This is a genomic window from Streptomyces asoensis, from assembly GCF_016860545.1.
Taxonomy (GTDB): Bacteria; Actinomycetota; Actinomycetes; order Streptomycetales; family Streptomycetaceae; genus Streptomyces; species Streptomyces asoensis.
The window spans coordinates 416,180-436,686 of sequence record NZ_BNEB01000003.1 but is presented as its reverse complement, the minus strand read 5'-3'; the positions used below and the strand labels follow the sequence as shown (position 1 = coordinate 436,686).

At 72.9% G+C, this 20,507-nt stretch carries 17 protein-coding genes and 1 tRNA gene; 10 read left to right on the top strand and 8 right to left on the bottom strand.

The features are described 5' to 3' along the window. Window positions 1-171 precede the first annotated feature (171 nt). The 3 genes from Saso_RS14745 to Saso_RS14735 all read left to right on the top strand — a co-directional run bounded on the left by Saso_RS14745 (window position 172) and on the right by Saso_RS14735 (window position 2,902). The gene (locus Saso_RS14745; RefSeq protein WP_189918342.1) at window positions 172-1,374 is read left to right on the top strand and encodes an SUKH-4 family immunity protein; all 1,203 of its coding nucleotides are present in this window, start codon (window positions 172-174) and stop codon (window positions 1,372-1,374) included. A gap of 338 nt (window positions 1,375-1,712) precedes the next feature. Next, entirely contained in the window at window positions 1,713-2,390 is a 678-nt protein-coding gene (locus Saso_RS14740) for a hypothetical protein (RefSeq protein ID WP_189918340.1), read from the top strand. After that, the gene (locus Saso_RS14735; RefSeq protein ID WP_189918338.1) at window positions 2,387-2,902 is read left to right on the top strand and encodes a hypothetical protein; all 516 of its coding nucleotides are present in this window, start codon (window positions 2,387-2,389) and stop codon (window positions 2,900-2,902) included. The genes Saso_RS14740 and Saso_RS14735 overlap by 4 nt, the downstream gene beginning before the upstream one ends. Window positions 2,903-2,987: 85 nt before the next feature. Here Saso_RS14735 and Saso_RS14730 read toward each other — a convergent pair. Next, window positions 2,988-3,062 (bottom strand) — tRNA-Cys (locus Saso_RS14730). Window positions 3,063-3,283: 221 nt separating this feature from the next. Between Saso_RS14730 and Saso_RS14725 the strand changes: the two genes are divergently transcribed. The 4 genes from Saso_RS14725 to Saso_RS14710 all read left to right on the top strand — a co-directional run bounded on the left by Saso_RS14725 (window position 3,284) and on the right by Saso_RS14710 (window position 9,055). Then, entirely contained in the window at window positions 3,284-4,822 is a 1,539-nt protein-coding gene (locus tag Saso_RS14725) for an MFS transporter (RefSeq protein ID WP_189918336.1), read from the top strand. A gap of 595 nt (window positions 4,823-5,417) precedes the next feature. Further along, a complete protein-coding gene (locus Saso_RS14720; RefSeq protein ID WP_189918334.1) occupies window positions 5,418-7,220 on the top strand; it encodes a DEAD/DEAH box helicase in 1,803 nt (600 codons plus the stop codon). Window positions 7,221-7,565: 345 nt separating this feature from the next. Then, entirely contained in the window at window positions 7,566-8,213 is a 648-nt protein-coding gene (locus Saso_RS14715) for an IclR family transcriptional regulator (protein ID WP_189918332.1), read from the top strand. Window positions 8,214-8,263: 50 nt separating this feature from the next. Continuing rightward, complete coding sequence (locus Saso_RS14710) at window positions 8,264-9,055, top strand: S16 family serine protease (RefSeq protein ID WP_189918330.1); 792 nt, start codon at window positions 8,264-8,266, stop codon at window positions 9,053-9,055. A gap of 107 nt (window positions 9,056-9,162) precedes the next feature. Here Saso_RS14710 and Saso_RS14705 read toward each other — a convergent pair whose 3' ends face one another. From Saso_RS14705 to Saso_RS14685, 5 genes are all read right to left on the bottom strand, one after another. Beyond that, window positions 9,163-10,134, bottom strand: a complete 972-nt coding sequence (locus Saso_RS14705; RefSeq protein WP_189918328.1) for a glycine betaine ABC transporter substrate-binding protein — start codon at window positions 10,132-10,134, stop codon at window positions 9,163-9,165. Beyond that, a complete protein-coding gene (locus Saso_RS14700; protein ID WP_189918326.1) occupies window positions 10,131-10,979 on the bottom strand; it encodes an ABC transporter permease in 849 nt (282 codons plus the stop codon). Before Saso_RS14700 ends, Saso_RS14705 begins: the two co-directional genes overlap by 4 nt. Continuing rightward, entirely contained in the window at window positions 10,976-12,238 is a 1,263-nt protein-coding gene (locus tag Saso_RS14695) for a betaine/proline/choline family ABC transporter ATP-binding protein (RefSeq protein ID WP_189918325.1), read from the bottom strand. The genes Saso_RS14700 and Saso_RS14695 overlap by 4 nt, the downstream gene beginning before the upstream one ends. Next, on the bottom strand, window positions 12,231-12,878 hold the full coding sequence (locus Saso_RS14690; protein ID WP_189918324.1) for an ABC transporter permease: 648 nt from the start codon (window positions 12,876-12,878) through the stop codon (window positions 12,231-12,233). The genes Saso_RS14695 and Saso_RS14690 overlap by 8 nt, the downstream gene beginning before the upstream one ends. Before the next feature lie 68 nt (window positions 12,879-12,946). After that, complete coding sequence (locus Saso_RS14685; protein WP_189918323.1) at window positions 12,947-13,429, bottom strand: Lrp/AsnC family transcriptional regulator; 483 nt, start codon at window positions 13,427-13,429, stop codon at window positions 12,947-12,949. A 126-nt stretch (window positions 13,430-13,555) separates the two neighbouring features. Between Saso_RS14685 and hppD the strand changes: the two genes are divergently transcribed. After that, a complete protein-coding gene (gene hppD / locus Saso_RS14680; protein ID WP_189918322.1) occupies window positions 13,556-14,701 on the top strand; it encodes a 4-hydroxyphenylpyruvate dioxygenase in 1,146 nt (381 codons plus the stop codon). Window positions 14,702-14,734: 33 nt separating this feature from the next. Here hppD and Saso_RS14675 read toward each other — a convergent pair whose 3' ends face one another. Beyond that, window positions 14,735-16,111 (bottom strand): tetratricopeptide repeat protein, encoded by a 1,377-nt coding sequence (locus tag Saso_RS14675; protein WP_189918576.1) that lies wholly within the window; start codon window positions 16,109-16,111, stop codon window positions 14,735-14,737. Between the two features lie 497 nt (window positions 16,112-16,608). Between Saso_RS14675 and Saso_RS14670 the strand changes: the two genes are divergently transcribed. Next, window positions 16,609-17,979, top strand: a complete 1,371-nt coding sequence (locus Saso_RS14670; RefSeq protein ID WP_189918321.1) for an FAD-binding oxidoreductase — start codon at window positions 16,609-16,611, stop codon at window positions 17,977-17,979. Window positions 17,980-17,989: 10 nt separating this feature from the next. Here Saso_RS14670 and Saso_RS14665 read toward each other — a convergent pair whose 3' ends face one another. Further along, window positions 17,990-18,466, bottom strand: coding sequence for an SsgA family sporulation/cell division regulator (locus Saso_RS14665; protein ID WP_189918320.1), 477 nt, complete (start codon window positions 18,464-18,466; stop codon window positions 17,990-17,992). 254 nt (window positions 18,467-18,720) lie between these two features. On the opposite strand from Saso_RS14665, the gene Saso_RS14660 reads away from it, so the two are divergent. Then, the gene (locus Saso_RS14660; protein ID WP_189918318.1) at window positions 18,721-20,397 is read left to right on the top strand and encodes an RDD family protein; all 1,677 of its coding nucleotides are present in this window, start codon (window positions 18,721-18,723) and stop codon (window positions 20,395-20,397) included. Window positions 20,398-20,507 lie beyond the last annotated feature (110 nt).

Below are 20,507 nucleotides of genomic sequence, written 5' to 3'. Positions count from 1 at the left end.
CGGCCGGATCCCGGCCCGAGCGGGAACGCACGGGGCCGCCCCGGCGTCTGTCAGTGCGGGACCTGTGTCGCGTGTGCTGGGCGCTGTCGCTGGTCAGAGCCGTTGTCAGTGGTGCCGCATAGGCTGCGGAGCAGTGGGACGGCGCACGCAACTTTCCGCACGGGGGACCCGATGGGCACGACCAGGACCACCACAGCCACGATGACGATCACCTTCACCGGGGACGAGCCGGGCCCGTACGTCACACACGCGCCGACGCGCCGCCCGCGCACCGGCCGCGGCCTGCCCGGACCGGCGGGCGACGGCGTCCGGCCGCCGTTCGCGGCCCTGCGCACGGACCTCTTCCGCACGGACGCCTTGCGCAGGGACGGCCTGCGCACGGACGCCCCGCGCACCCTCGGGGACGCGACCGGCGGCCCCGAAGCCCCCGGCGGCCGGGAGACGGCACCCGCCCCGCTCGGCTCCGTCGCCGGCGCGATCCCCGCGACGTACTTCCTGCACGACCGCCCCGGCCCGGCGGACCTCCGCCCGCTCGCGCCCGCCCTGGAGCTGCTGATGCGTCACGCGAGCGCGGTGGACGAACTGGCGGCACTGCGGGGCCAGTTCGCCTGCTACGCGCGCCGGCTCGGGCCGCGGGCGGTGGCGCAGGCGGCACACGGGCTGCCCGCCGTCCTGGAGGACGCGGGCGGCGACACCGGCGACGCGTCCGGTGCCCTCCGCCTGCTGGCCGCGGTGCTCCGCCCGCCGGCCCTGACGGCGGGCACCACGTCCGGCCTGGCCCTGGACCTGCCGGTCCGTCTGCTGGACGACGCGTTCGGCTTCGGCGCGATCGTCCGCTTCGAGGACATCGACTGCCCGCGGGCGCTCGTTCACGCCCCGACCCGCCGCTTCCTGCGCGAGGTGGGCCTGCCGGAGGAGGCGGTCCGCCTCTCCCTGGAGACGGACGCGCCCCTTCAGACCCTCACCGAGTACCTGGCGGACGACCCCATGGGCGACCTCGCTGGCTGCTCCACGGACGACACCGACGCCGGCGACCGCACGGGAAGGCGGCTGCCCGCCAACGCCGACCGCCTGATCCGTCTGGGCCGGCTCCACGAGGACACCAGCCTGCTCGTCGACGGCGCCACGGGCGCGGTGCTGTGCTGGAGCGAGCAGGACCCGGCCCCGCGCCCGGTCAGCACCGACCTCTCGACGCTGGCGCTCACCCTCTGGCTGATACGTCGTGAGCGCGCACTGGACGCGGTGCACCGACTGACCGAGGCCTGCGACCGCCTGACCGAGAACATGGGCCGCTCCCTGGCCGCGGTGGAGCCGGGCGCCTGCGACCCGACCCCGGCCCCGGGTTTCCCCACGGACGGCGGCCCGAACGCGTAGCCCCGCGCTCGCGGTCGATCAACATAGGTATTTTGCGAAAATCGGATCAATCTCGGTCGATCACTTCATGCAACCCGGATGACTCACCCGCACCAAAAGCGAGCAGTTGGCGAACAAGGTGCATATGCGCCCCCCTCGGAGATATATCCCCTCCAAGGAAACAGGTCGTACCGAGGGGGCCCCGAATGCCGGTCGAACCATGGTCCGTAGCGACGCTGGCAGCGCGCGCCACCCTGACAGCCTATGGTCAGCGGCAGCAAATAGCCTCCACCTGGCAGAAAATCCTCACGAAGATCATGCGCAGGCAGTCCTCGATAGCCATTACCGGCGTAGGAGGCGTGGGAAAGACCGTCCTCTCCGACCATCTGTCCGGAGAGGGGCTGCGGATCGACTACACGCCGCCGGGAAGGTCGGTGAACCAGGAGCGCAAGGAGCTCTACTCCGGCAAGAGGATGACGGCGCTGACCGTCGTTCCCGGCCAGGTGTCACCCCAGAAGGACAAGAGCCTCGACGAACTCTTCGACGGACAGCGCCGGGTGGACGGAGTCATCCACGTCGTCAGCAACGGATTCGTCACCCTGCGCGAGCAGGACGCGCGAGAGCTCGCGCAGGAGCACAACGACCTCGACAAATTCCGTGAGTTCCAGCGGAACAAGGAGGTGGAGGATTTCAAGGAACTCATCGGATACGTCAAGTCCTCGCACCGGAAGGGGAAAGGGCCCGCCTGGCTGCTGCTGGCCGTGAACAAGGTCGACCTGTACTACGAAGACACCAGCCTCAAGGACGCCTATCGGCACTACGCCGCTCCCGGCGGGCAGTTCTTCGCGTCCCTGAACCAACTGGGCGCGTCCCTGGGGCAGACCGACTTCGAGTGGGACGCCCTGCCCGTGTGCGCCGCGCTGGACCATTTCGTCTGGGAGGAGGAAGGCGTCCGGTCCACTCTGCTCCCGGGCCAGCGCAACAAGCTCCTCCTGGGCCTCCTCAAGGCCGTCGACGACCGGATCTCCACATCATGAACGCGGACGACGAGTGGTACGACGTGCAGAAGATGCTCGATCTCGCCGAGGAGATGCAGGAGAAGATCGACCGGAGCAGCCGGCTCTCCACGGTCGGCGAAAGTCTCTTCACGCTTCTGGCGGCCGCGTCGCTCGGCGGAGCCGCGTTCCTGACCTTCAACCCGAAGACGCGCGGGTCGATCGATCCCGCCTACTACGTCGCCTGGACACTCGCCCTGACCGCCTCCCTGTTCCAGTGGCTTCAGCGAAGAAGCATGAACAGGAGGGTCTTCCGCCGCGAGGGGCGGGCGATGGTGCGCGTACTCGACCTCCTGCACGAGGTCGACGCGTCCCTCAACCTGAGCAAACTGCAGAAGGCGGAGCTGCGCATCAGGCTGGCCAGACTGGACATGACGGCCAGCCCCGGCGAGGGGTTGATCAGCCGCACACTCCGCGTACTGCTCCAGACCGTCCCGTCCCCCGGCAGCCCGAGGCAGAGGGACCCCTACGACCGCACGGGCCCCCACCCGTGACCCGGACGGCACCGGAGCCCGGACGCCCGAGAGGGCGGCCCCCCTCTCGGGGTGCCGCCCTCTCGTTCTGCCTGGTCAGGCCAGATGGAGGCCGTGGCGGGAATTGAACCCACGTACCTCGCTTTGCAGGCGAGTCCCTAAGCCACTCGGGCACACGGCCAGGCCGGGAAGCGGGTCGGAGGCCCGTTCCGGACTTGGTACGTCGACCGTACGGGCGGGGTCGGGAGGGCCTCAAGGGCAATCGCGGCGCCGCAACGCGACTGCCACACGCCGTTCATGAAACGGCGCCGAGGGGCGGCGGCGGTCGTACGACCATCGTCCCGGTGGATACCCGCCCTCCGACAGGGGTCATCGCCGGTAGTGGCCCTTACGCTGACGACCATGGCTGCCCTCGAACCCCGCGACACCGGTGTCGCCGACGAAGACCTGCGCTCTCCCGACGCCGATGCCGACTCCGGCGGCGGCCTGGAGGCTTACGCCGGCGTCTGCGCCGACGCGCGAGTGGAGCCCGAGCCTGAGCGGGACGGCGGGACCGTGCTCGGGCGCTCCTACCGGGCTCTCACCGTGGGGATCGTCTCCGTCGTGCTGCTCATCGCCTTCGAGGCGACCGCCGTGGGGACCGCCATGCCGGTGGCGGCGCGGGAGCTCCACGGGGTCTCGCTGTACGCGTTCGCGTTCTCCGGGTACTTCACCACCAGCCTCTTCGGGATGGTGTTCGCCGGGCAGTGGTCGGACCGGCGCGGGCCCCTCGGCCCCCTGGGCGGGGGCATCGCGGCCTTCGCCGCCGGGCTGCTGCTCGCAGGGAGCGCGAACGGCATGTGGGTGTTCATCCTCGGGCGGGCCGTCCAGGGGCTCGGCGGGGGACTGGTGATCGTCGCGCTGTACGTCGTCGTCGGGCGGGCCTACCCGGAACGGCTGCGGCCCGCGATCATGGCCGCGTTCGCCGCCTGCTGGGTCGTGCCGTCCGTGGTGGGACCGCTGGCCGCCGGTGCGGTGACCGAGCAGCTGGGGTGGCGGTGGGTCTTCCTCGGCATCCCCGTCCTGGTCGTGCTGCCGCTCGCGCTCGCGCTGCCCCGGATACGGCAGCGGGCGAGCGGCCCCGTGGAGGGCGCGGCCGTCGCCCCCTTCGACCGGCGCCGGATCAGGCTCGCCCTCGGGATCTCCGTCGGCGCCGGGCTGTTGCAGTACGCGGCGCAGGACCTGCGGCCGCTCTCCCTCCTCCCCGGGGCCGCGGGCGTCGCGCTGCTCGTGCCCGCCGTGCTCGGGCTGCTTCCGCACGGCACCTGGCGGGCGGCCCGCGGGCTGCCGTCCGTCGTGCTGCTGCGCGGAGTGGCCGCCGGGTCCTTCATCGCCGCCGAGTCCTTCGTGCCGCTGATGCTCGTGACGCAGCGGGGGCTCAGCCCGACCCTCGCCGGGTTCTCCCTCGCGGCCGGCGGGGCGACCTGGGCGCTGGGGTCGTGGGTGCAGTCGCGGCCGTGGGCGGAGCCGTACCGCGAGCGGCTGATGGCTCTGGGGATGGTGCTGGCGGCTTCCGCCATCGCCACCGCGCCCAGTGTCCTTGTCCATGCCGTTCCCGTGTGGACGGTGGCCGTCGCCTGGGGCTTCGGCTGCCTGGGGATGGGGCTGGTGATCTCCTCCAGCAGCGTGCTGCTGTTGCAGCTGTCGGCTCCCGAGGAGGCCGGGACGAACTCCGCCGCCCTCCAGATCTCCGACGGGCTCTCCAACGTGCTGCTGCTGTCCGCCGGGGGCGCCGCGTTCGCCGCGCTGGGCGGGGGAAGCGTGGCGCACACGGCCGCGGCGACGGCCACCGCGTCCGGCGGCTCCCACCCGGCGGCCTTCGCCGCCGTCTTCCTGCCGATGGCGGCCGTCGCCCTGTTCGGCGCGTGGGTGACGACCCGCCTGCGGACGGACCCGCGGTGACATCCGGTGCCGGCGGGCGTCCTACGACCTGAGGACCCGTGCGCCGCGAGGGCCATCCGGCGGCCTGGGCCGCGCCGCGGGCGAGCAGTGGACAGGCCGGGGCCGGCGCCTGCACGGCACGCGCCGCGCCGTCCAGGCGCCGTCCCACCCGAGCCGCACGGGCCGTCGGGCCCCGACCGCACCGGCCGTGGCGCTCCGTCCACGTCGGCCGTCGGGCCCCGTCTGCAACCGGCGTCGGGCCCCGGCCGCCAACGGCGCCGGGCCACCTGAGCCGCCCCGGCGCTGTCCCAGCCGCACCCCGGTAGCGCCGGCGCCGTACCCGCCGATGTGCCCTGGCCATGCCCCGGACGCGTCCCTGGTCGCACTCCGGACACGCCCCCCACCCCGTCCCCGCCGCACCCCTGGTCGTGCCCGCGACGTACACCCGGCCGCCTCCCGGGGACCGGGACGCGCGGGGTCGTTCCGTCACGGTGTCGGGTTGTGACGTGGGTCCCACCCGTGGTGGGTCCGGCCTCGATGACACGTGGACAGCGGTGGGCCGCCGGTAGGGTGGCCCGGTTGTCGTACGCAGTCGAGAGCCCCGAACCCGGAGACCGTGACTACCACCGCCGCTTCCTCCACCGCCCACTCCCACCACCTGTCACCGGCCTTCCCGGGCCGCGCCCCCTGGGGCACCGCGAGCAAGCTGCGGGCCTGGCAGCAGGGGGCGATGGAGAAGTACCTCCAGGAACAGCCGCGGGACTTCCTCGCCGTGGCCACCCCGGGCGCCGGCAAGACGACGTTCGCGCTGACCCTCGCGTCCTGGCTGCTGCACCACCACGTCGTGCAGCAGGTGACCGTGGTCGCGCCGACCGAGCACCTGAAGAAGCAGTGGGCGGAGGCGGCCGCTCGGATAGGGATCCGGCTGGACCCGGAGTACAGCGCGGGCCCGCTCAGCAAGGACTACCACGGCGTCGCCGTGACGTACGCGGGTGTCGGCGTCCGTCCGATGCTGCACCGCAACCGGAGCGAGCAGCGCAAGACCCTCGTCATCCTCGACGAGATCCACCACGCCGGTGACTCCAAGTCCTGGGGCGAGGCCTGTCTGGAGGCGTTCGAGCCCGCGACCCGACGGCTGGCCCTCACCGGCACGCCGTTCCGCTCCGACACCAACCCGATCCCCTTCGTGACGTACGAGGAGGGCAACGACGGGATCCGGCGGTCGGCCGCCGACTACACCTACGGGTACGGGTCCGCGCTCGCCGACCAGGTCGTGCGGCCCGTCATCTTCCTCTCCTACAGCGGCAACATGCGCTGGCGCACCAAGGCGGGGGACGAGATCGCGGCGCGGCTCGGCGAGCCGATGACCAAGGACGCGATCAGCCAGGCCTGGCGTACGGCACTGGATCCGCGCGGCGAGTGGATGCCGAGCGTGCTGCGCGCGGCGGACCAGCGGCTCACCGAGGTCCGCAAGGCCATCCCGGACGCCGGCGCACTCGTCATCGCCTCGGACCAGGAGTCCGCCCGCGCCTACGCCAAGCTCATCCGGGAGATCACCGGGACGAAGGCGACCCTCGTCCTGTCCGACGACACCGGCGCCTCCAAGCGCATCGACGACTTCAGCGGGGGCAACGACCGCTGGATGGTCGCGGTGCGGATGGTGTCGGAGGGCGTCGACGTGCCGCGGCTCGCTGTCGGGGTGTACGCGACGACCATCTCCACCCCCCTCTTCTTCGCCCAGGCCGTCGGGCGTTTCGTGCGGTCCAGGCGCCGCGGCGAGACGGCCTCCGTGTTCCTCCCGACCGTGCCCGATCTGCTCACCTTCGCCAACGAGATGGAGGTCGAGCGCGACCACGCCCTCGACAAGCCCAAGAAGGAGGGCGAGGAGGATCCGTACGCCGAGTCCGAGAAGGAGATGGACGAGGCGAACAAGGAGCAGGACGAGGACACCGGCGAGCAGGAGCAGTTCGCCTTCGAGGCGCTGGAGTCCGAGGCCGTCTTCGACCGGGTGATGTACAACGGCGCCGAGTTCGGCATGCAGGCCCATCCGGGGAGCGAGGAGGAGCAGGACTACCTCGGCATCCCGGGCCTGCTGGAACCCGACCAGGTGCAGATGCTGCTCCAGAAGCGGCAGGCCAAGCAGATCGCGCACAGCAGGAAGCGGCCGGACGCCGAGGCCGACCTGCTGGAGCTGCCCGCCGAGCGGCGGCCGGTGGTCTCGCACAAGGAGCTGATGGAGCTGCGCAAGCAGCTCAACACGATGGTCGGCGCGTACGTCCACCAGAGCGGCAAGCCGCACGGGGTGATCCACACCGAGCTGCGGCGGGTGTGCGGCGGGCCGCCGAGCGCGGAGGCGACGGCGGGACAGCTGCGCCAGCGCATCGCCAAGGTCCAGGAGTGGGCCACCCGGATGAAGTGAGGGCGCCCGCCGCCCCGCGACACCGCACCTCCGCCCGCCGCCGCGGGGGCGCGAGCCCGTGCAGCGCGCGCTCCGTACGTTTCGGGATAAATGCAGGTAGTCCATACCGGCCACTGACCGGATTCTGGACGGAGCCTTCCGCTCAGCGAACCGGTTTCGCTACTGTCCCGCTACGCACACGCCCCGTGGCAGCGCCGCCGCGGAGCGCAGCCGTGAAGCGACTGGGCCCGGACACGCCGGGCCCATTTGTCGATCGGCGGCCTCTGTAGCGCGTCACTGACGGGACTCGGTGACGCATCCGCCGCGACGGAGGTTGCCGACCTCACCACTTAAGGAGTGGGCGTCGTGACCGCGGAGACCTCCCAGACGCTCGATCGAGGACTGAAGGTCCTCAAGCTGCTGGCCGACACCGACCACGGGCTGACCGTCACCGAACTTTCCAACAAACTGGGCGTCAACCGGACGGTCGTGTACCGGTTGCTCGCCACCCTGGAGCAGCACGCACTCGTACGACGTGACCTGGGCGGACGAGCCAGGGTCGGCCTCGGAGTGCTGCGGCTCGGCCGCCAGGTGCATCCGCTGGTGCGGGAGGCCGCACTGCCCGCGCTGCGCTCGCTCGCCGAGGACATAGGGGCGACCGCCCATCTGACCCTGGTCGACGGGACGGAGGCGCTCGCCGTCGCCGTCGTCGAGCCGACCTGGACCGACTACCACGTGGCCTACCGGGCCGGGTTCCGGCATCCGCTGGACCGCGGCGCCGCGGGCCGGGCGATCCTCTTCGCCCGGCAGAACCCGGCGCGTGCGGACGAACCGGGCTACACGCTGACGCACGGCGAGCTGGAGGCCGGCGCGAGCGGCGCCGCCGCCCCGCTGCTCGGCGTGACCGGCGTCGAGGGCAGCGTGGGCGTCGTGATGCTGGCCGACGCGGTGCCGGAGCGGGTGGGGCCGCGGGTCGTCGACGCGGCCCGGGAGGTCGCGGAGGCGTTGCGCTGACCGTGCGAGGGCCTTGGGGCCGGAATGCGCGGTCACGTTAGATTGACCCCGTGCTCTCTCGCCTCTCACGTCCCAAGGCCCTCACCGTCTGCGCTGTGCCCCTCGTGGCGCTGCTCGCGACGGCCGCTTTCGCGCCGCTGCCGTTCTCGGTCGCGCAGCCGGGCATGACGGCGAACGTGCTCGGCGAGAACAAGGGCACCCCGGTCATCACGATCACCGGCGCGCCCGTCCGCACGACGAGCGGGCAGCTGCGGATGACGACGATCGAGGCGACCAACCCCGACACCGACGTCAGGCTCGCGGACGTCGTCGACGGCTGGTTCCGCACCGACCAGGCGATCATGCCGCACGACTCCGTGTACCCCGGAGGGGAGAACACGAAGGAGATCGAGCGGCACAACACGCAGCAGATGCGCGAGTCGCAGGACGCCGCGACCGAGGCCGCGCTGAAGTACCTGGACCTGCGCGGCCAGGGCGTGAAGGTCACCCTGACCCTCGCCGACGTGGGCGGTCCCAGCGCCGGGCTGCTGTTCTCGCTCGGCATCGTCGACAAGCTCGACGGCGACGGCAGCGGCGGTGACCTCACCGGCGGCCGCACGATCGCCGGCACGGGCACCATCGACACCGACGGGAAGGTCGGCGCGGTCGGCGGGGTGGCCCTCAAGACGCAGGCCGCCCGGCGGGACGGGGCGACCGTGTTCCTGGTGCCCAGGGCCGAGTGCTCCGACGCCCGGGCCGACCTGCCCGAGGGGCTGCGCCTGATTCCGGTCAGCACGCTGAAGGGCGCCGTGGACGCGCTGGTCGCCCTGGAGAAGGGGAAGGGCTCGGTACCGAGCTGCTAGGGGATGTCCGGCGCATGCCCGCGGTGTCGCGGCGCCGACTCGTGAGGTGCGGCCGGTCCGGCCGCCTCGCGAACCCCTCCGGCCGGTCCGGCTGGTTCACCGTCCGGCTACTTCACGAAGCCCTCCTGCTTCATCCAGTCCAGCGCCACCTGGTGGGGGTCCTCCCCGTCGACGTCCACCTTGGCGTTCAGGTCCTGGGCGACCTTGTTGTCCAGCTTCCTCGTCACCGGGTCGATGACGGTGGCGATCGCCGGCCACTCCTTCAGCGTCCGGGAGTTGATCACGGGCGCCGCGTTGTAGTTGGGGAAGAACTTCTTGTCGTCCGCCATCACCACCAGGTTCATGGACTTGATGCGCCCGTCGGTGGTGAACACCTCCCCGTAGGTGCACGCCCCCTTCTGGATCTGGGTGTAGATGATCCCGGTGTCCATCTGCGTGACCCGGGACGCCGGCACGGACATCCCGTACGCCTTCTCCATGCCGGGCAGCCCGTCCGCCCGGTTGGCGAACTCGCCCTCCACGCAGAGCGTCACGGCGCTCGGGTCGGACTTGGACAGCGCGGCCACCTGTGACAGCGTCCTGGTGCGGTACTTCGCGAAGTTCGCCTGGTTCATGGCCAGCGCGTAGGTGTTGTTCAGCCGCGAGGGCGGCAGCCAGGTCACGCCGTTCTTCAGGTCGGCGTCGTGCACGGCCTGCCACTGCTGCTGCGGGTCGGGGATCGGCTCGCTGTTGCCCTGGTAGGTGATCCACGCGGTGCCGGTGTACTCGTACATGGCGTCGGCGTCACCGTTCCTGACCGCCTCGCGCGAGCCGATGGAGCCCTGGATGCCGGTGCGGTCCAGGACGTCCGCGCCGGCCGCCTGGAAGGCGATGCCCATCATCGCGCCGAGGACGAGGTTCTCGGTGAACGACTTGGACGTCACGGTGAGGTGCGCGCCCTTGAGGGGCTCGCCCTGTCCGATCGACCCGGGCGAGACGTCGTCCACCATGGGGGAGCCACTGGTGAGCCCGCAGCCGGCCGGCGCGCAGCAGGCCAGCAGCACCAGGGTCCCGGCGATCACCGGGCGGGCGCGCCTCATGCGTCCGCGTCCAGGCCCCGCGGCCGCAGCAGCACCTCGGCGAGCGAGGCCAGCCAGTCGACGAGCAGGGCCAGCGAGACGGTCAGGATCGAGCCGAGCACCAGCACCGGCATCCGCTGGTTGGTGATGCCGGTGGTGATCAGCACGCCCAGCCCGCCGCCCCCGCCGAAGGTCGCCAGGGTCGCCGTGCCGACGTTGAGGACCAGCGCCGTGCGCACACCGGCCAGGATCAGCGGGACGGCCAGCGGCAGCTCGACCCTGCGCAGCACCCCCAGGGGGGACATGCCGATGCCGCGGGCCGCCTCCAGCAGCGTCGGGTCGTTGGACTTCAGGCCCGCCACGGTGTTGGCGAGCACCGGCAGGATCGCGTAGGCGATGATGCCGACCAGGGCGGCCTTCGTCCCCGTGCCCAGCCAGATCACCAGCAGGGCGAGCAGACCGATCGCCGGGGTCGCCTGCCCCATGTTGGCGATGGCCATCGCGAACGGCGTGGCCCTGCGCAGCGCCCCGCGGGTCAGCAGGATGCCGAGCGGGATGGCGATGATCAGCACGAAGAAGGTGGAGATCGCGGTCAGCCGCACCTGCTGCCACAGGGCTTTCGACACCTGCCCGTTCGACAGCGCGTTCTCGGAGATCGGGTCCAGGTCCGCCTGCTGGAACCAGAGCCAGGTGGCGAGCAGCAGGGCGACGAGGAAGGCCGGCAGGAAGGTCAGCTTCTGCCAGCCGAGGCGGCGGCGGTGCGGTGCGGACGGCAGGGCGGGGGAAGCCTCCGGGCCGTCCTGCTCCCGCGGTCCGGACGTCCCGTCGGGGCCGGCGTCCACCTCCGCCCGGCCGGGGGCGCTCATGCCTTCGCCTCCCCGCCCGGGCCCTCCTGCTCGGCGTGCGTCTGCGCGGCCCGGGCCTCCTCCAGTTCGTGCTGCGCCTCCAGCGCCTCCAGCCGGTCCGCCTCCAGCAGTTCGTGCACGGAGTTCAGCAGCGTCTCCATGTCGACGACCCCGGTGTACTCGCCGCGCCGCCCGGTGACCGCGACGCGCCCGGTGTTGTCGGTGAGCACCGCCTCCAGCGCGTCCCGCAGGGTGGCGTCGCGGGTCACCGTGTCGCTGACCAGGGTCCCGGCGCGCGCGAGGGAGCCCCTGGCGCGCATCAGGTCCCCGCGGCGCAGCCACTTGTAGGGCCGCCGGCGCTGGTCGAGGAGGAGGATCTCGTTCGTCCCGCTGGAGCGGAGCCGGTTGAAGATCGTCTGGAGCGGGTCGTCGACGCTCACCGTCGGATACTCGGTGATCTCCACGTCCCGCACCCGGCTCAGATTGAGCCGCTTCAGCGCCGCCCCCGCCCCGACGAACCCGGAGACGAAGTCGTCCGCCGGGTTGGTGAGGATCGCCTCCGGGGTGTCGAACTGGGCGATGTGCGAGCGCTCGCGCAGCACCGCGATCCGGTCGCCCAGCTTGATGGCCTCGTCGAAGTCGTGGGTGACGAAGACGATCGTCTTGTGCAGCTCGTGCTGGAGCCGGATCAGCTCGTCCTGGAGGTGGTCGCGGGTGATCGGGTCGACCGCGCCGAACGGCTCGTCCATCAGCAGGACGGGCGGATCCGCGGCCAGGGCCCGCGCCACGCCCACCCGTTGCTGCTGTCCGCCGGACAGCTGGCGCGGATAGCGGCCGTGGAACTCGCCCGGGTCGAGTCCGACGAGGTCGAGCATCTCCTCCACCCGGTCCCGGATCCGCGCCTTCGGCCAGCCGGTCATCCGCGGCACGAGCGCGATGTTCTGGGCGACCGTCATGTGCGGGAAGAGCCCGGAGGACTGGATCGCATACCCGATCTTGCGGCGCAGCCGCACCGGGTCCATGTCGGTGACGTCCTCGCCGTCGATGCGGATACGGCCGCCGGTCGGCTCGATCAGCCGGTTGATCATCTTCAGGGTGGTCGACTTCCCGCAGCCCGACGGGCCGACGAAGATGACGGTCTCGCCCGCCTTGATCTCCATGGAGACGTTGTCGACGGCGGGCACGGAGTTGCCCGGGTAGCGCTTGGTGAGGTTGACCAGCTCGATCGTCGCCCCGTGGGCGCCCGCCCCGGAGCCGGCCCCGGACTCGGTCTCAGACACGGATCCCCCTGGGAATCGTCAGCCGTCCGATGAGGACGTACGCGGCGTCGAACAGCAGGGCCAGGACGATGATCCCGAGCGTGCCCGCCAGGACCTGGTTGAGCGCGTTCTTGCTGCCCAGGGAGGCGATGCCCCGGAAGATCTCGTTGCCGAGGCCGGGCCCGGAGGCGTACGCGGCGATGGCGGCGATGCCCATCAGCATCTGGGTGGAGACCCGGATCCCGGTCAGGATCGGCGGCCAGGCGAGCGGCAGCTCGACCCGCAGCAGCCGCGTCGCCGAGGACATCCCGATGCCCCGGGCCGCGTCCACGAGCGTGGGATCGACCCCGCGCAGCCCCACGATGGCGTTGCGCACCACCGGCAGCAGCCCGTACAGGGTCAGCGCGATCACCGTGGGCGGCACCCCGAGCCCCACGAGCGGGATCAGCAGACCGATCATCGCGAGCGACGGGACGGTGAGGATCGCGGAGGTGCCGACGGTGGCGAGGTTGCCCGCCCAGCCGCTGCGGTAGGTGACGACGCCGATCACGACACCCAGCAGGGTGGCCATGACCATGCACTGGAAGACGACGCTGGCGTGTTGGTAGGCGTCGGTGAGCAGCTGCTGGTGTCGGCTGCCGAGGTACTCCCAGAAGCTCACACGCCCTCACCGCCCCACGTCGTCCAGGCACTGACCCAGGGGACCCGGTCCGGAACGCGGCCCCTGGGTCAGGGCCTCGCCCGGTCGTCCTCGGCCGCCTGCTCCACCAGCGGGATGATCCGCAGCGGAACGGCGTTCTCCATCACGATCGCGGTGGAGGCCCGGACGATCCCATCAAAACCGACGACCAGGTCGATCACCCGCTGGAGATCGGCGTTGGAGCGGGCCACGAGCCGGCACAGCATGTCCCCGGTGCCGGTGGTGGTGTGCAGCTCCAGCACCTCCGGCACGGTCCCCAAGTGGGCCCGTACGTCGGCCCCTTGCCCCTGCCGGATCTGGAGGGTGGCGAACGCGGTGACCGGGTAGCCGAGCGCCGCCGGATCGACCTCGGGTCCGAATCCCCGGATGACTCCGTTCGACTGAAGCCGGTCCAGCCGCGCCTGCACCGTCCCGCGCGCCACGCCCAGCCGCCGGGACATCTCCAGCACCCCCAGGCGCGGCTCCCGGGCGAGCAGCACGATGATCCGTCCGTCCAGTCGATCGATCGCCACGGTCGTCCGCCTTCCCGATGGTCACCCTGTACACAAAGCCCGCCGCAACGGCCGTACCGCTGCACACATTGCCCAGCGATGGAGCGAACTATTGCGCACCTTGCAGCCCGGGGCGAGGCTTTCGTCATGACGCAGACCACACACCACACTCCCGACACCGCCCGGCAGGCCGATCCCTTCCCGGTCAAGGGAATGGACGCGGTCGTCTTCGCCGTGGGCAACGCCAAGCAGGCGGCGCACTACTACTCCACCGCCTTCGGCATGAAGCTGGTCGCCTACTCCGGACCGGAGACGGGCAGCCGCGAGACCGCCTCGTACGTGCTCACGAACGGCTCCGCCCGTTTCGTCCTGACGTCCGTCATCAAGCCCGCCACCCCGTGGGGCGAGTTCCTCGAACGGCACGTGGCCGAGCACGGCGACGGCGTCGTCGACCTCGCCATCGAGGTCCCGGACGCGCGGGCCGCGTACGCCTACGCGATCGAGCACGGCGCCCGCTCGGTCGCCGAGCCGTACGAGCTGAAGGACGAGCACGGCACCGTCGTCCTCGCCGCGATCGCCACCTACGGCGAGACCCGCCACACCCTCGTCGACCGCTCCGGCTACGACGGCCCCTACCTCCCCGGGTTCGCCGCCGCCGAGCCGATCGTCGCACCGCCGGCCCACCGCACCTTCCAGGCGATCGACCACTGCGTCGGCAACGTCGAGCTCGGCCGGATGAACGAGTGGGTCGGCTTCTACAACAAGGTCATGGGCTTCACGAACATGAAGGAGTTCGTGGGCGACGACATCGCCACCGAGTACTCCGCCCTGATGTCGAAGGTCGTCGCGGACGGGACCCTGAAGGTCAAGTTCCCGATCAACGAGCCCGCCATCGCCAAGAAGAAGTCCCAGATCGACGAGTACCTGGAGTTCTACGGCGGCGCCGGCGTCCAGCACATCGCGCTCAACACCAACGACATCGTGCAGACCGTACGGACGATGCGGGCGGCCGGGGTCCAGTTCCTCGACACCCCCGACTCCTACTACGACACCCTCGGCGAGTGGGTCGGCGACACCCGCGTCCCCGTCGACACCCTGCGCGAACTGAAGATCCTCGCCGACCGCGACGAGGACGGCTACCTGCTCCAGATCTTCACCAAGCCGGTCCAGGACAAGCCGACCGTCTTCTTCGAGATCATCGAACGGCACGGCTCGATGGGCTTCGGCAAGGGCAACTTCAAGGCCCTGTTCGAGGCCATCGAGCGCGAGCAGGACAAGCGCGGCAACCTCTAGGGGGTGCCGCCCCGCCCCGCACCCCGGGCCCCGCTACTCGGGCAGCTCGGCCGGGGCGGGCTCGCCGCCCAGCCGCGCCAGCGCCGCACGGGCCACCGGGACGGACAGCGGCGAGAACCAGGGGTTGATCCGCAGCGCCTCCGCGAGGTGACGCCGGGCCGGCCCCTCCCGCTCCAGATCCCGCTCGATCATGCCCAGGTGGTACATGTACGGCGCGCTGTAGACCGCGCCCCCGTGCACCCGGTCCGTGGCGATCATGGCGAACCGCAGCGCCTCGTGATCGTCCCCGGACCGGTGCAGCGCCCAGCCCAGCGCGTCCGCGACGGCGATCCCGGGCTGCCGCTGCCACTCGGCCCGCAGCCGCCGTACCGCCGACGCCGGATCCCCGTGGTCCGCCTCGAACCGGCCGAGCACCAGCTCCCCGTCCACCCCGCCCGCCGACTCCTGCCGGACCCGCTCCCGCAGCAGGTCGTACTGCACGCGCGCCGCCTGGGTGAGCCCCAGCGACTCGTACAGCTCGCCCAGCTCCAGCGCGTACTGCGGCAGCGGCTGCCCGGCGAGCGCCACCTGGTAGGCGCTCAGCGCCTCCGACGTCCGCCCGAGGGCCGCCAGTGCCCTGCCCTGCCCGGCGTGTGCGGCCCGCTGGTCCGGATCGGTCCTGACCGCCTCCTTGAAGTGCCGCAGCGCGTCCTCGCGCTCACCGCGCTCCCACGCCAGCTGTCCCGCCCGCTCCAGCCAGGCGGCCCGCTCGGCGGGGGACGGGGCGCCGGCCGCCGCGTCGGCCAGCGCGGCCTGGGCGTCCTCGCGCAGCCCCCGGTCCCAGTAGACGCCCGCCGCCCGGGCCCGCACGGCGGGACCCGAGTGCAGCGCCGTCAGCCGGTCCAGGGCCTTGCGGGCGTTCTTGTACTCGCCGAGCCCGGTGTACGCGTCGACGAGCTGCGCGTACGTCGTCCAGCGGGCGGGCGCCTGAGCGCGCGCGGCCTCGCCCCAGGAGCGGGCCGCCCGGAAGTCGCGGCGCGCGTTGGCCAGCGCCGCCAGACCGTCGAGGGCCTCGGCGTTGGCCTTCGGACGGACCTTCAGCGAGGTCCGCAGTGCCCGCTCCGCCTTCGGGTACAGCGCGGCGGCGTCGGCGGTGCGCCGGCCCTGCTCGACATAGGCCGTGCCGAGCACCGCCCAGGACCGCGCGTCCCGTGGATGCGCCCGCACCCGGCTCTCGCGTTCGCCGATCAGCACCGCCAGATCCGGCAGCGCGGCCGGCACCCCGGCCCGGACCGCGCTGCCCGCCTGCGCCCCCGGCGCCGGCGCGGGCGCCCGCCGGGGCCCGGACTCCCCGCCGGGCAGCAGCAGCAGCGCTCCGCAGCCCAGCACGAGACACCCCACGAGCGCCCCGACAACCACCCACCGCCCCAACCGAGATCCCCGCCCGTTGGACCCGACGGCCTCGGCAGGTTCGACGGATCCAGCGACCCCGCTGGGCCCGGCGGCTTCGGCGGCCTCGGTGGGTCCTGCGGTCCCGACGGCCCCCGCGGTCTCGGTGGCTCCGACGGGGCTCGCGGCCCCGGCGGACCCCGCGGTCTCGGCCGGGGGAGCCGGGGGGCCCGCCGGGGCCGCTGACGGCACCGATGCCGGGCCCGTCGACGGCAGCGGGGTCGGGTCGGCCGACGGTGCCGGGGTCGGGCCTGTCGACGGCGCCCGGCCGGTCGGCGGTGCCGGGGTTGTGGGGCCCTTCGTGGGCATGGAAGCCGCGGGAGCCTCGGCGGCCTCCGCGGGGGCGGTGCGCTTCTCGGCGGCGCGCTCTGCGTTCTCCATGGCGCTCACTGTGCGCCAGTACGACGACCGAGCGACGTCAGCCGAAGGGCCGGGCGGACGGGGTTCACACCGATGGCCCCGGGTGCGAACCTGTGATCATGAGCCGTCACCTCGCCGACCGTCTGCTCGCCGGCCTGCCCGCCGAGGCCGTCCTCACCGACCCGGACGTCACGGTCTCCTACGCCAACGACATGGCCGGCTTCTGCCCCGCCGGGACCCCCGCCGTCGTCGTGCTGCCCCGTACCGTCGAAGAGGTCCAGCACGTCATGCGCACGGCGACCGAGCTGCGCGTGCCGGTCGTCCCGCAGGGTGCCCGCACCGGACTGTCCGGGGGCGCCAACGCCTCCGAGGGCTGTGTCGTCCTGTCCCTGACGAAGATGGACCGCATCCTCGAGATCAACCCCGTCGACCGCGTCGCCGTGGTCGAACCGGGCGTCGTCAACGCCGCCCTGTCACGCGCCGTGAACGAGCACGGCCTGTACTACCCGCCCGACCCCTCCAGCTGGGAGACCTGCACGATCGGCGGCAACATCGGCACCGCCTCGGGCGGCCTGTGCTGCGTGAAGTACGGCGTGACGGCCGAGTACGTCCTCGGTCTGGACGTCGTGCTCGCCGACGGCCGGCTGATGTCCACCGGCCGCCGCACGGCCAAGGGCGTCGCCGGATACGACCTCACCCGCCTCTTCGTGGGCTCGGAGGGCTCGCTGGGCATCGTCGTCCGGGCGGTCCTGGCGCTGCGCCCGCAGCCGCCGGCGCAGCTGGTGCTGGCCGCCGAGTTCGCCTCCGGCGCCGCCGCCTGCGACGCCGTGTGCCGGATCATGGCGGGCGGGCACGTGCCGTCCCTCCTCGAACTGATGGACCGTACGACGGTCCGGGCCGTCAACGACCTGACCCGCATGGGCCTGCCGGACACCACCGAGGCCCTGCTGCTGGTGGCCTTCGACACCCCCGACCCGGCCGCCGACCTCGCCGCCGTCGGCGCCCTGTGCGAGGCCGCCGGCGCCACCCAGGTGGTCCCGGCCGAGGACTTCGCCGAGTCCGAACTCCTGCTCCAGGCACGGCGCTCCTCGCTGGTCGCGCTGGAGGCCGTCAAGGGCACGACGATGATCGACGACGTGTGCGTGCCCCGGTCGCGGCTCGGCGAGATGCTCGACGGCGTCGAGCACATCGCTCACAAGCACGGCCTGACCATCGGGGTCGTCGCCCACGCCGGCGACGGCAACACCCACCCCACGGTCTGCTTCGACGCGGCGGACCCCGACGAGTGCCGGCGCGCCCGGGAGTCCTTCGACGAGATCATGGGCCTCGGCCTGGAACTGGGCGGGACCATCACCGGCGAACACGGCGTCGGCGTGCTGAAGAAGGAGTGGCTGGCACGCGAGATCGGCCCGGTCGGGGTCGAGATGCAGCGGGCGGTCAAGGCGGCCTTCGACCCCCTGGGCATCCTGAACCCGGGCAAGCTGTTCTGACCGCTCCCGCTCACTCCCCGTCCCGGGACTCGTCCGACGGCCAGGGGTCGGACAGCCACAGGTCGTCCAGCGGGGCAGGGGCCAGCAGTTCGGCCAGGCCGTCGTCGATGCCGAGCTGCCCGGCCTCGGTCCCCGGGGGCACCACCCGAAGGGTGCGCTCCAGCCAGGCCGAGAGCTGGGCCGCCGGCGCCTCCAGGAGGGCGTCCCCGTCGGGTGAACTGAGCGCCATCAGCACCACGCTGCGCCCCTCCACCTTCGTCGGCCACACCCGGACGTCCCCGTGCCCGCACGGGCGGAACACCCCCTCCACGAGCAGCTCGCGGGCGAACGTCCAGTCCACCGGGTGCTCGGAATTGATGTGGAAGGCGACGTGGACGGCGAACGGGTCGTCGCTGCGGTAGCCCAGCCGGGCCGGGACCGGGACGCTGCGCTCCGGCGACAGGATGAGGTTGAGCTCCAGTTCGCGCTCCACCACGGTGTGATGCATGCCGGTTCTCCTCTCGATACGGACCTCGCGCCCGCCCGCGGCGGGCCCGTACGAGTGGAGAGGGGCGGGACCCGTGACCATTACGCGGGTCCGGAGGACTTTCTTCGCCGGCGGGCGGTTCCGAACGTGTGAAGAGCGTGCACGGGGTTGCCCGGAAAGGGGCGGGTCCGTCGGGACTGGCAGTGGGGCTTGCGTCGGTCTGATAGATGTGGAGCCCCTCAACCCACCCCCGAGCAGATACGGGACGACGGACCATGAGCGCCCCCACCCCGGCACCCGGCGACGACAGGCCCCGCGAGGGGTACTACCCGGACCCGTCCATCCCTGGATACGTCCGGTACTGGAACGGTGCCTCCTGGGTACCGGGCACCAGCAGGCCGGCGCCCTCCGACGGCCGATCGCTCACACCCCCGTCCGCCGGGGCGCCGTCCGCGGGGTCGCCCCCGGCCTCCGTCGAGGAGACCGGCCCGCACTTCTTCGACGAGGACCCGGTGCCAGCGGCGGATCCGCCCGCCGGCCCTCCCGGGCCCGCCCCCTCCTGGGGCGCCGACCGCGCCCACCAGTCGGGCTTCGGCGGCGATCAGGACCGCAGGGTCTCCTGGGGCGCCCCGGGCGGTGCCGACCCGAGGGTGCCCACGCCCGCCCCGGCGCCGCCCGACGGCCGCTCGACGAGCACGGACGGCACGACGACGATCCCGCCCGCCGAGCCGGAGGACGGTGCCGGGGACGCGATCCCCGGGGGCACGTTCGTCTTCCGCCGCCCGACCGCCGGCGCCGGGCCCGCCCCCGCTCCGGGCACCGCAGGCCCGGTCCCCGACGGGGGCGCGGCCGCTGTCCGCCCGCCTGCCCCGCGCGCCGCCCAGCAGGGCGAAGGACCGGGCGCCGCGCCGGTGTTCCCAGCCGCCGCCCAGGGGCCCGCGCCGGCCCCGGGCGGCCCCGCCGCGGGGGCCTTCGGACCGCAGGGGCCGGTCGGGTCCGGGACCCCCGGCGGGCCCGCTCCCGCCGAGCCCGGCTTCGGCGCCGGCAAGGCGGCCGCCGAGCGTGCGGCGGCCCCGGCCCCGGCCGTACCGGCCCCGCAGGGCCCCGCGCCCGCCCCGGCCGCAGCACCCGCACCTGTACCCGCCCCGGCTCCCGCTTCCGTGCCGCAGGGCTCCGCCGGGTACCCGGCCCCGCAGGCCGGCGTCCAGCCGGGTGCCCAGGCGCCCGCCGCGGCGGGCCCCGGCCCTGTGCGGGGTGCACCGGGCGTGCCGCAGCAGGCCGGCGGTCCTCCGCCGCAGCCCGCCGCGGCCGCCGCGCAGCCTGCCGCACCGATGGCCGCGGGTCCGGGTGGCGGGCAGCCCTCGTGGGCCCAGCAGGTGCACCAGCTGGCGGGCGCCGAGGACGGCCCCGTCACGCCCTGGAAGCCACCGGTCGAGGACGTCTTCCAGGCGGCCGCCCGGCGCCAGGCCGAGGCCCGTCCGGCGGGGATCGGCAAGCGGCTGGCCGCCCGTCTCGTCGACACCCTGGTCCTCGCGGCCGTCACCGGCGCCGCCGCCGTCCCGCTGGGCGCGAAGGCCGTCGACCACGTGAACGAGAAGGTGGACGCGGCCAAGCTCACCGGACGCACCGTCACCGTCTGGCTGCTCGACGGCACGACGTCGGTGTACCTCGGCATCGTGCTCGCGGTCCTGCTGGGCTTCGGGGTCGTGTACGAAGCGCTGCCGACCGCCAAGTGGGGCCGCACGCTCGGCAAGAAGCTGTTCGGCCTGGAGGTGCGGGACATCGGCGGCGGCGAGCCCCCGTCGTTCGGCGCGGCCCTGCGCCGCTGGCTCGTCTACAGCGTGCCGGGACTGCTCGCCGTCGGCGTCGTGGGCGTCTTCTGGGGCCTGTTCGACAAGCCGTGGCGTCAGTGCTGGCACGACAAGGCGGCCCACACCTTCGTCGCGGGCTGACCCGCACCCACAGCACCCGCACCCGCACCCCGACCCGCACTCGGACTCCGCCCCCGCCCGCTCGCCGTCCCCCGTACGGCCGCTCGCCGGATGCGGGGTGCGGGGGTTCG

What these genes read in the sequence shown, in the direction of transcription:
- Saso_RS14745 (WP_189918342.1), top strand. Translation starts at nt 172, where the DNA reads ATGGGCACGACCAGGACCACCACAGCCACGATGACGATCACCTTCACC.
- Saso_RS14735 (WP_189918338.1), top strand. Translation starts at nt 2,387, where the DNA reads ATGAACGCGGACGACGAGTGGTACGACGTGCAGAAGATGCTCGATCTC.
- Saso_RS14725 (WP_189918336.1), top strand. Translation starts at nt 3,284, where the DNA reads ATGGCTGCCCTCGAACCCCGCGACACCGGTGTCGCCGACGAAGACCTG.
- Saso_RS14705 (WP_189918328.1), bottom strand. Translation starts at nt 10,134, where the DNA reads ATGAGGCGCGCCCGCCCGGTGATCGCCGGGACCCTGGTGCTGCTGGCC.
- Saso_RS14700 (WP_189918326.1), bottom strand. Translation starts at nt 10,979, where the DNA reads ATGAGCGCCCCCGGCCGGGCGGAGGTGGACGCCGGCCCCGACGGGACG.
- hppD (WP_189918322.1), top strand. Translation starts at nt 13,556, where the DNA reads ATGACGCAGACCACACACCACACTCCCGACACCGCCCGGCAGGCCGAT.
- Saso_RS14670 (WP_189918321.1), top strand. Translation starts at nt 16,609, where the DNA reads ATGAGCCGTCACCTCGCCGACCGTCTGCTCGCCGGCCTGCCCGCCGAG.
- Saso_RS14665 (WP_189918320.1), bottom strand. Translation starts at nt 18,466, where the DNA reads ATGCATCACACCGTGGTGGAGCGCGAACTGGAGCTCAACCTCATCCTG.
- Saso_RS14660 (WP_189918318.1), top strand. Translation starts at nt 18,721, where the DNA reads ATGAGCGCCCCCACCCCGGCACCCGGCGACGACAGGCCCCGCGAGGGG.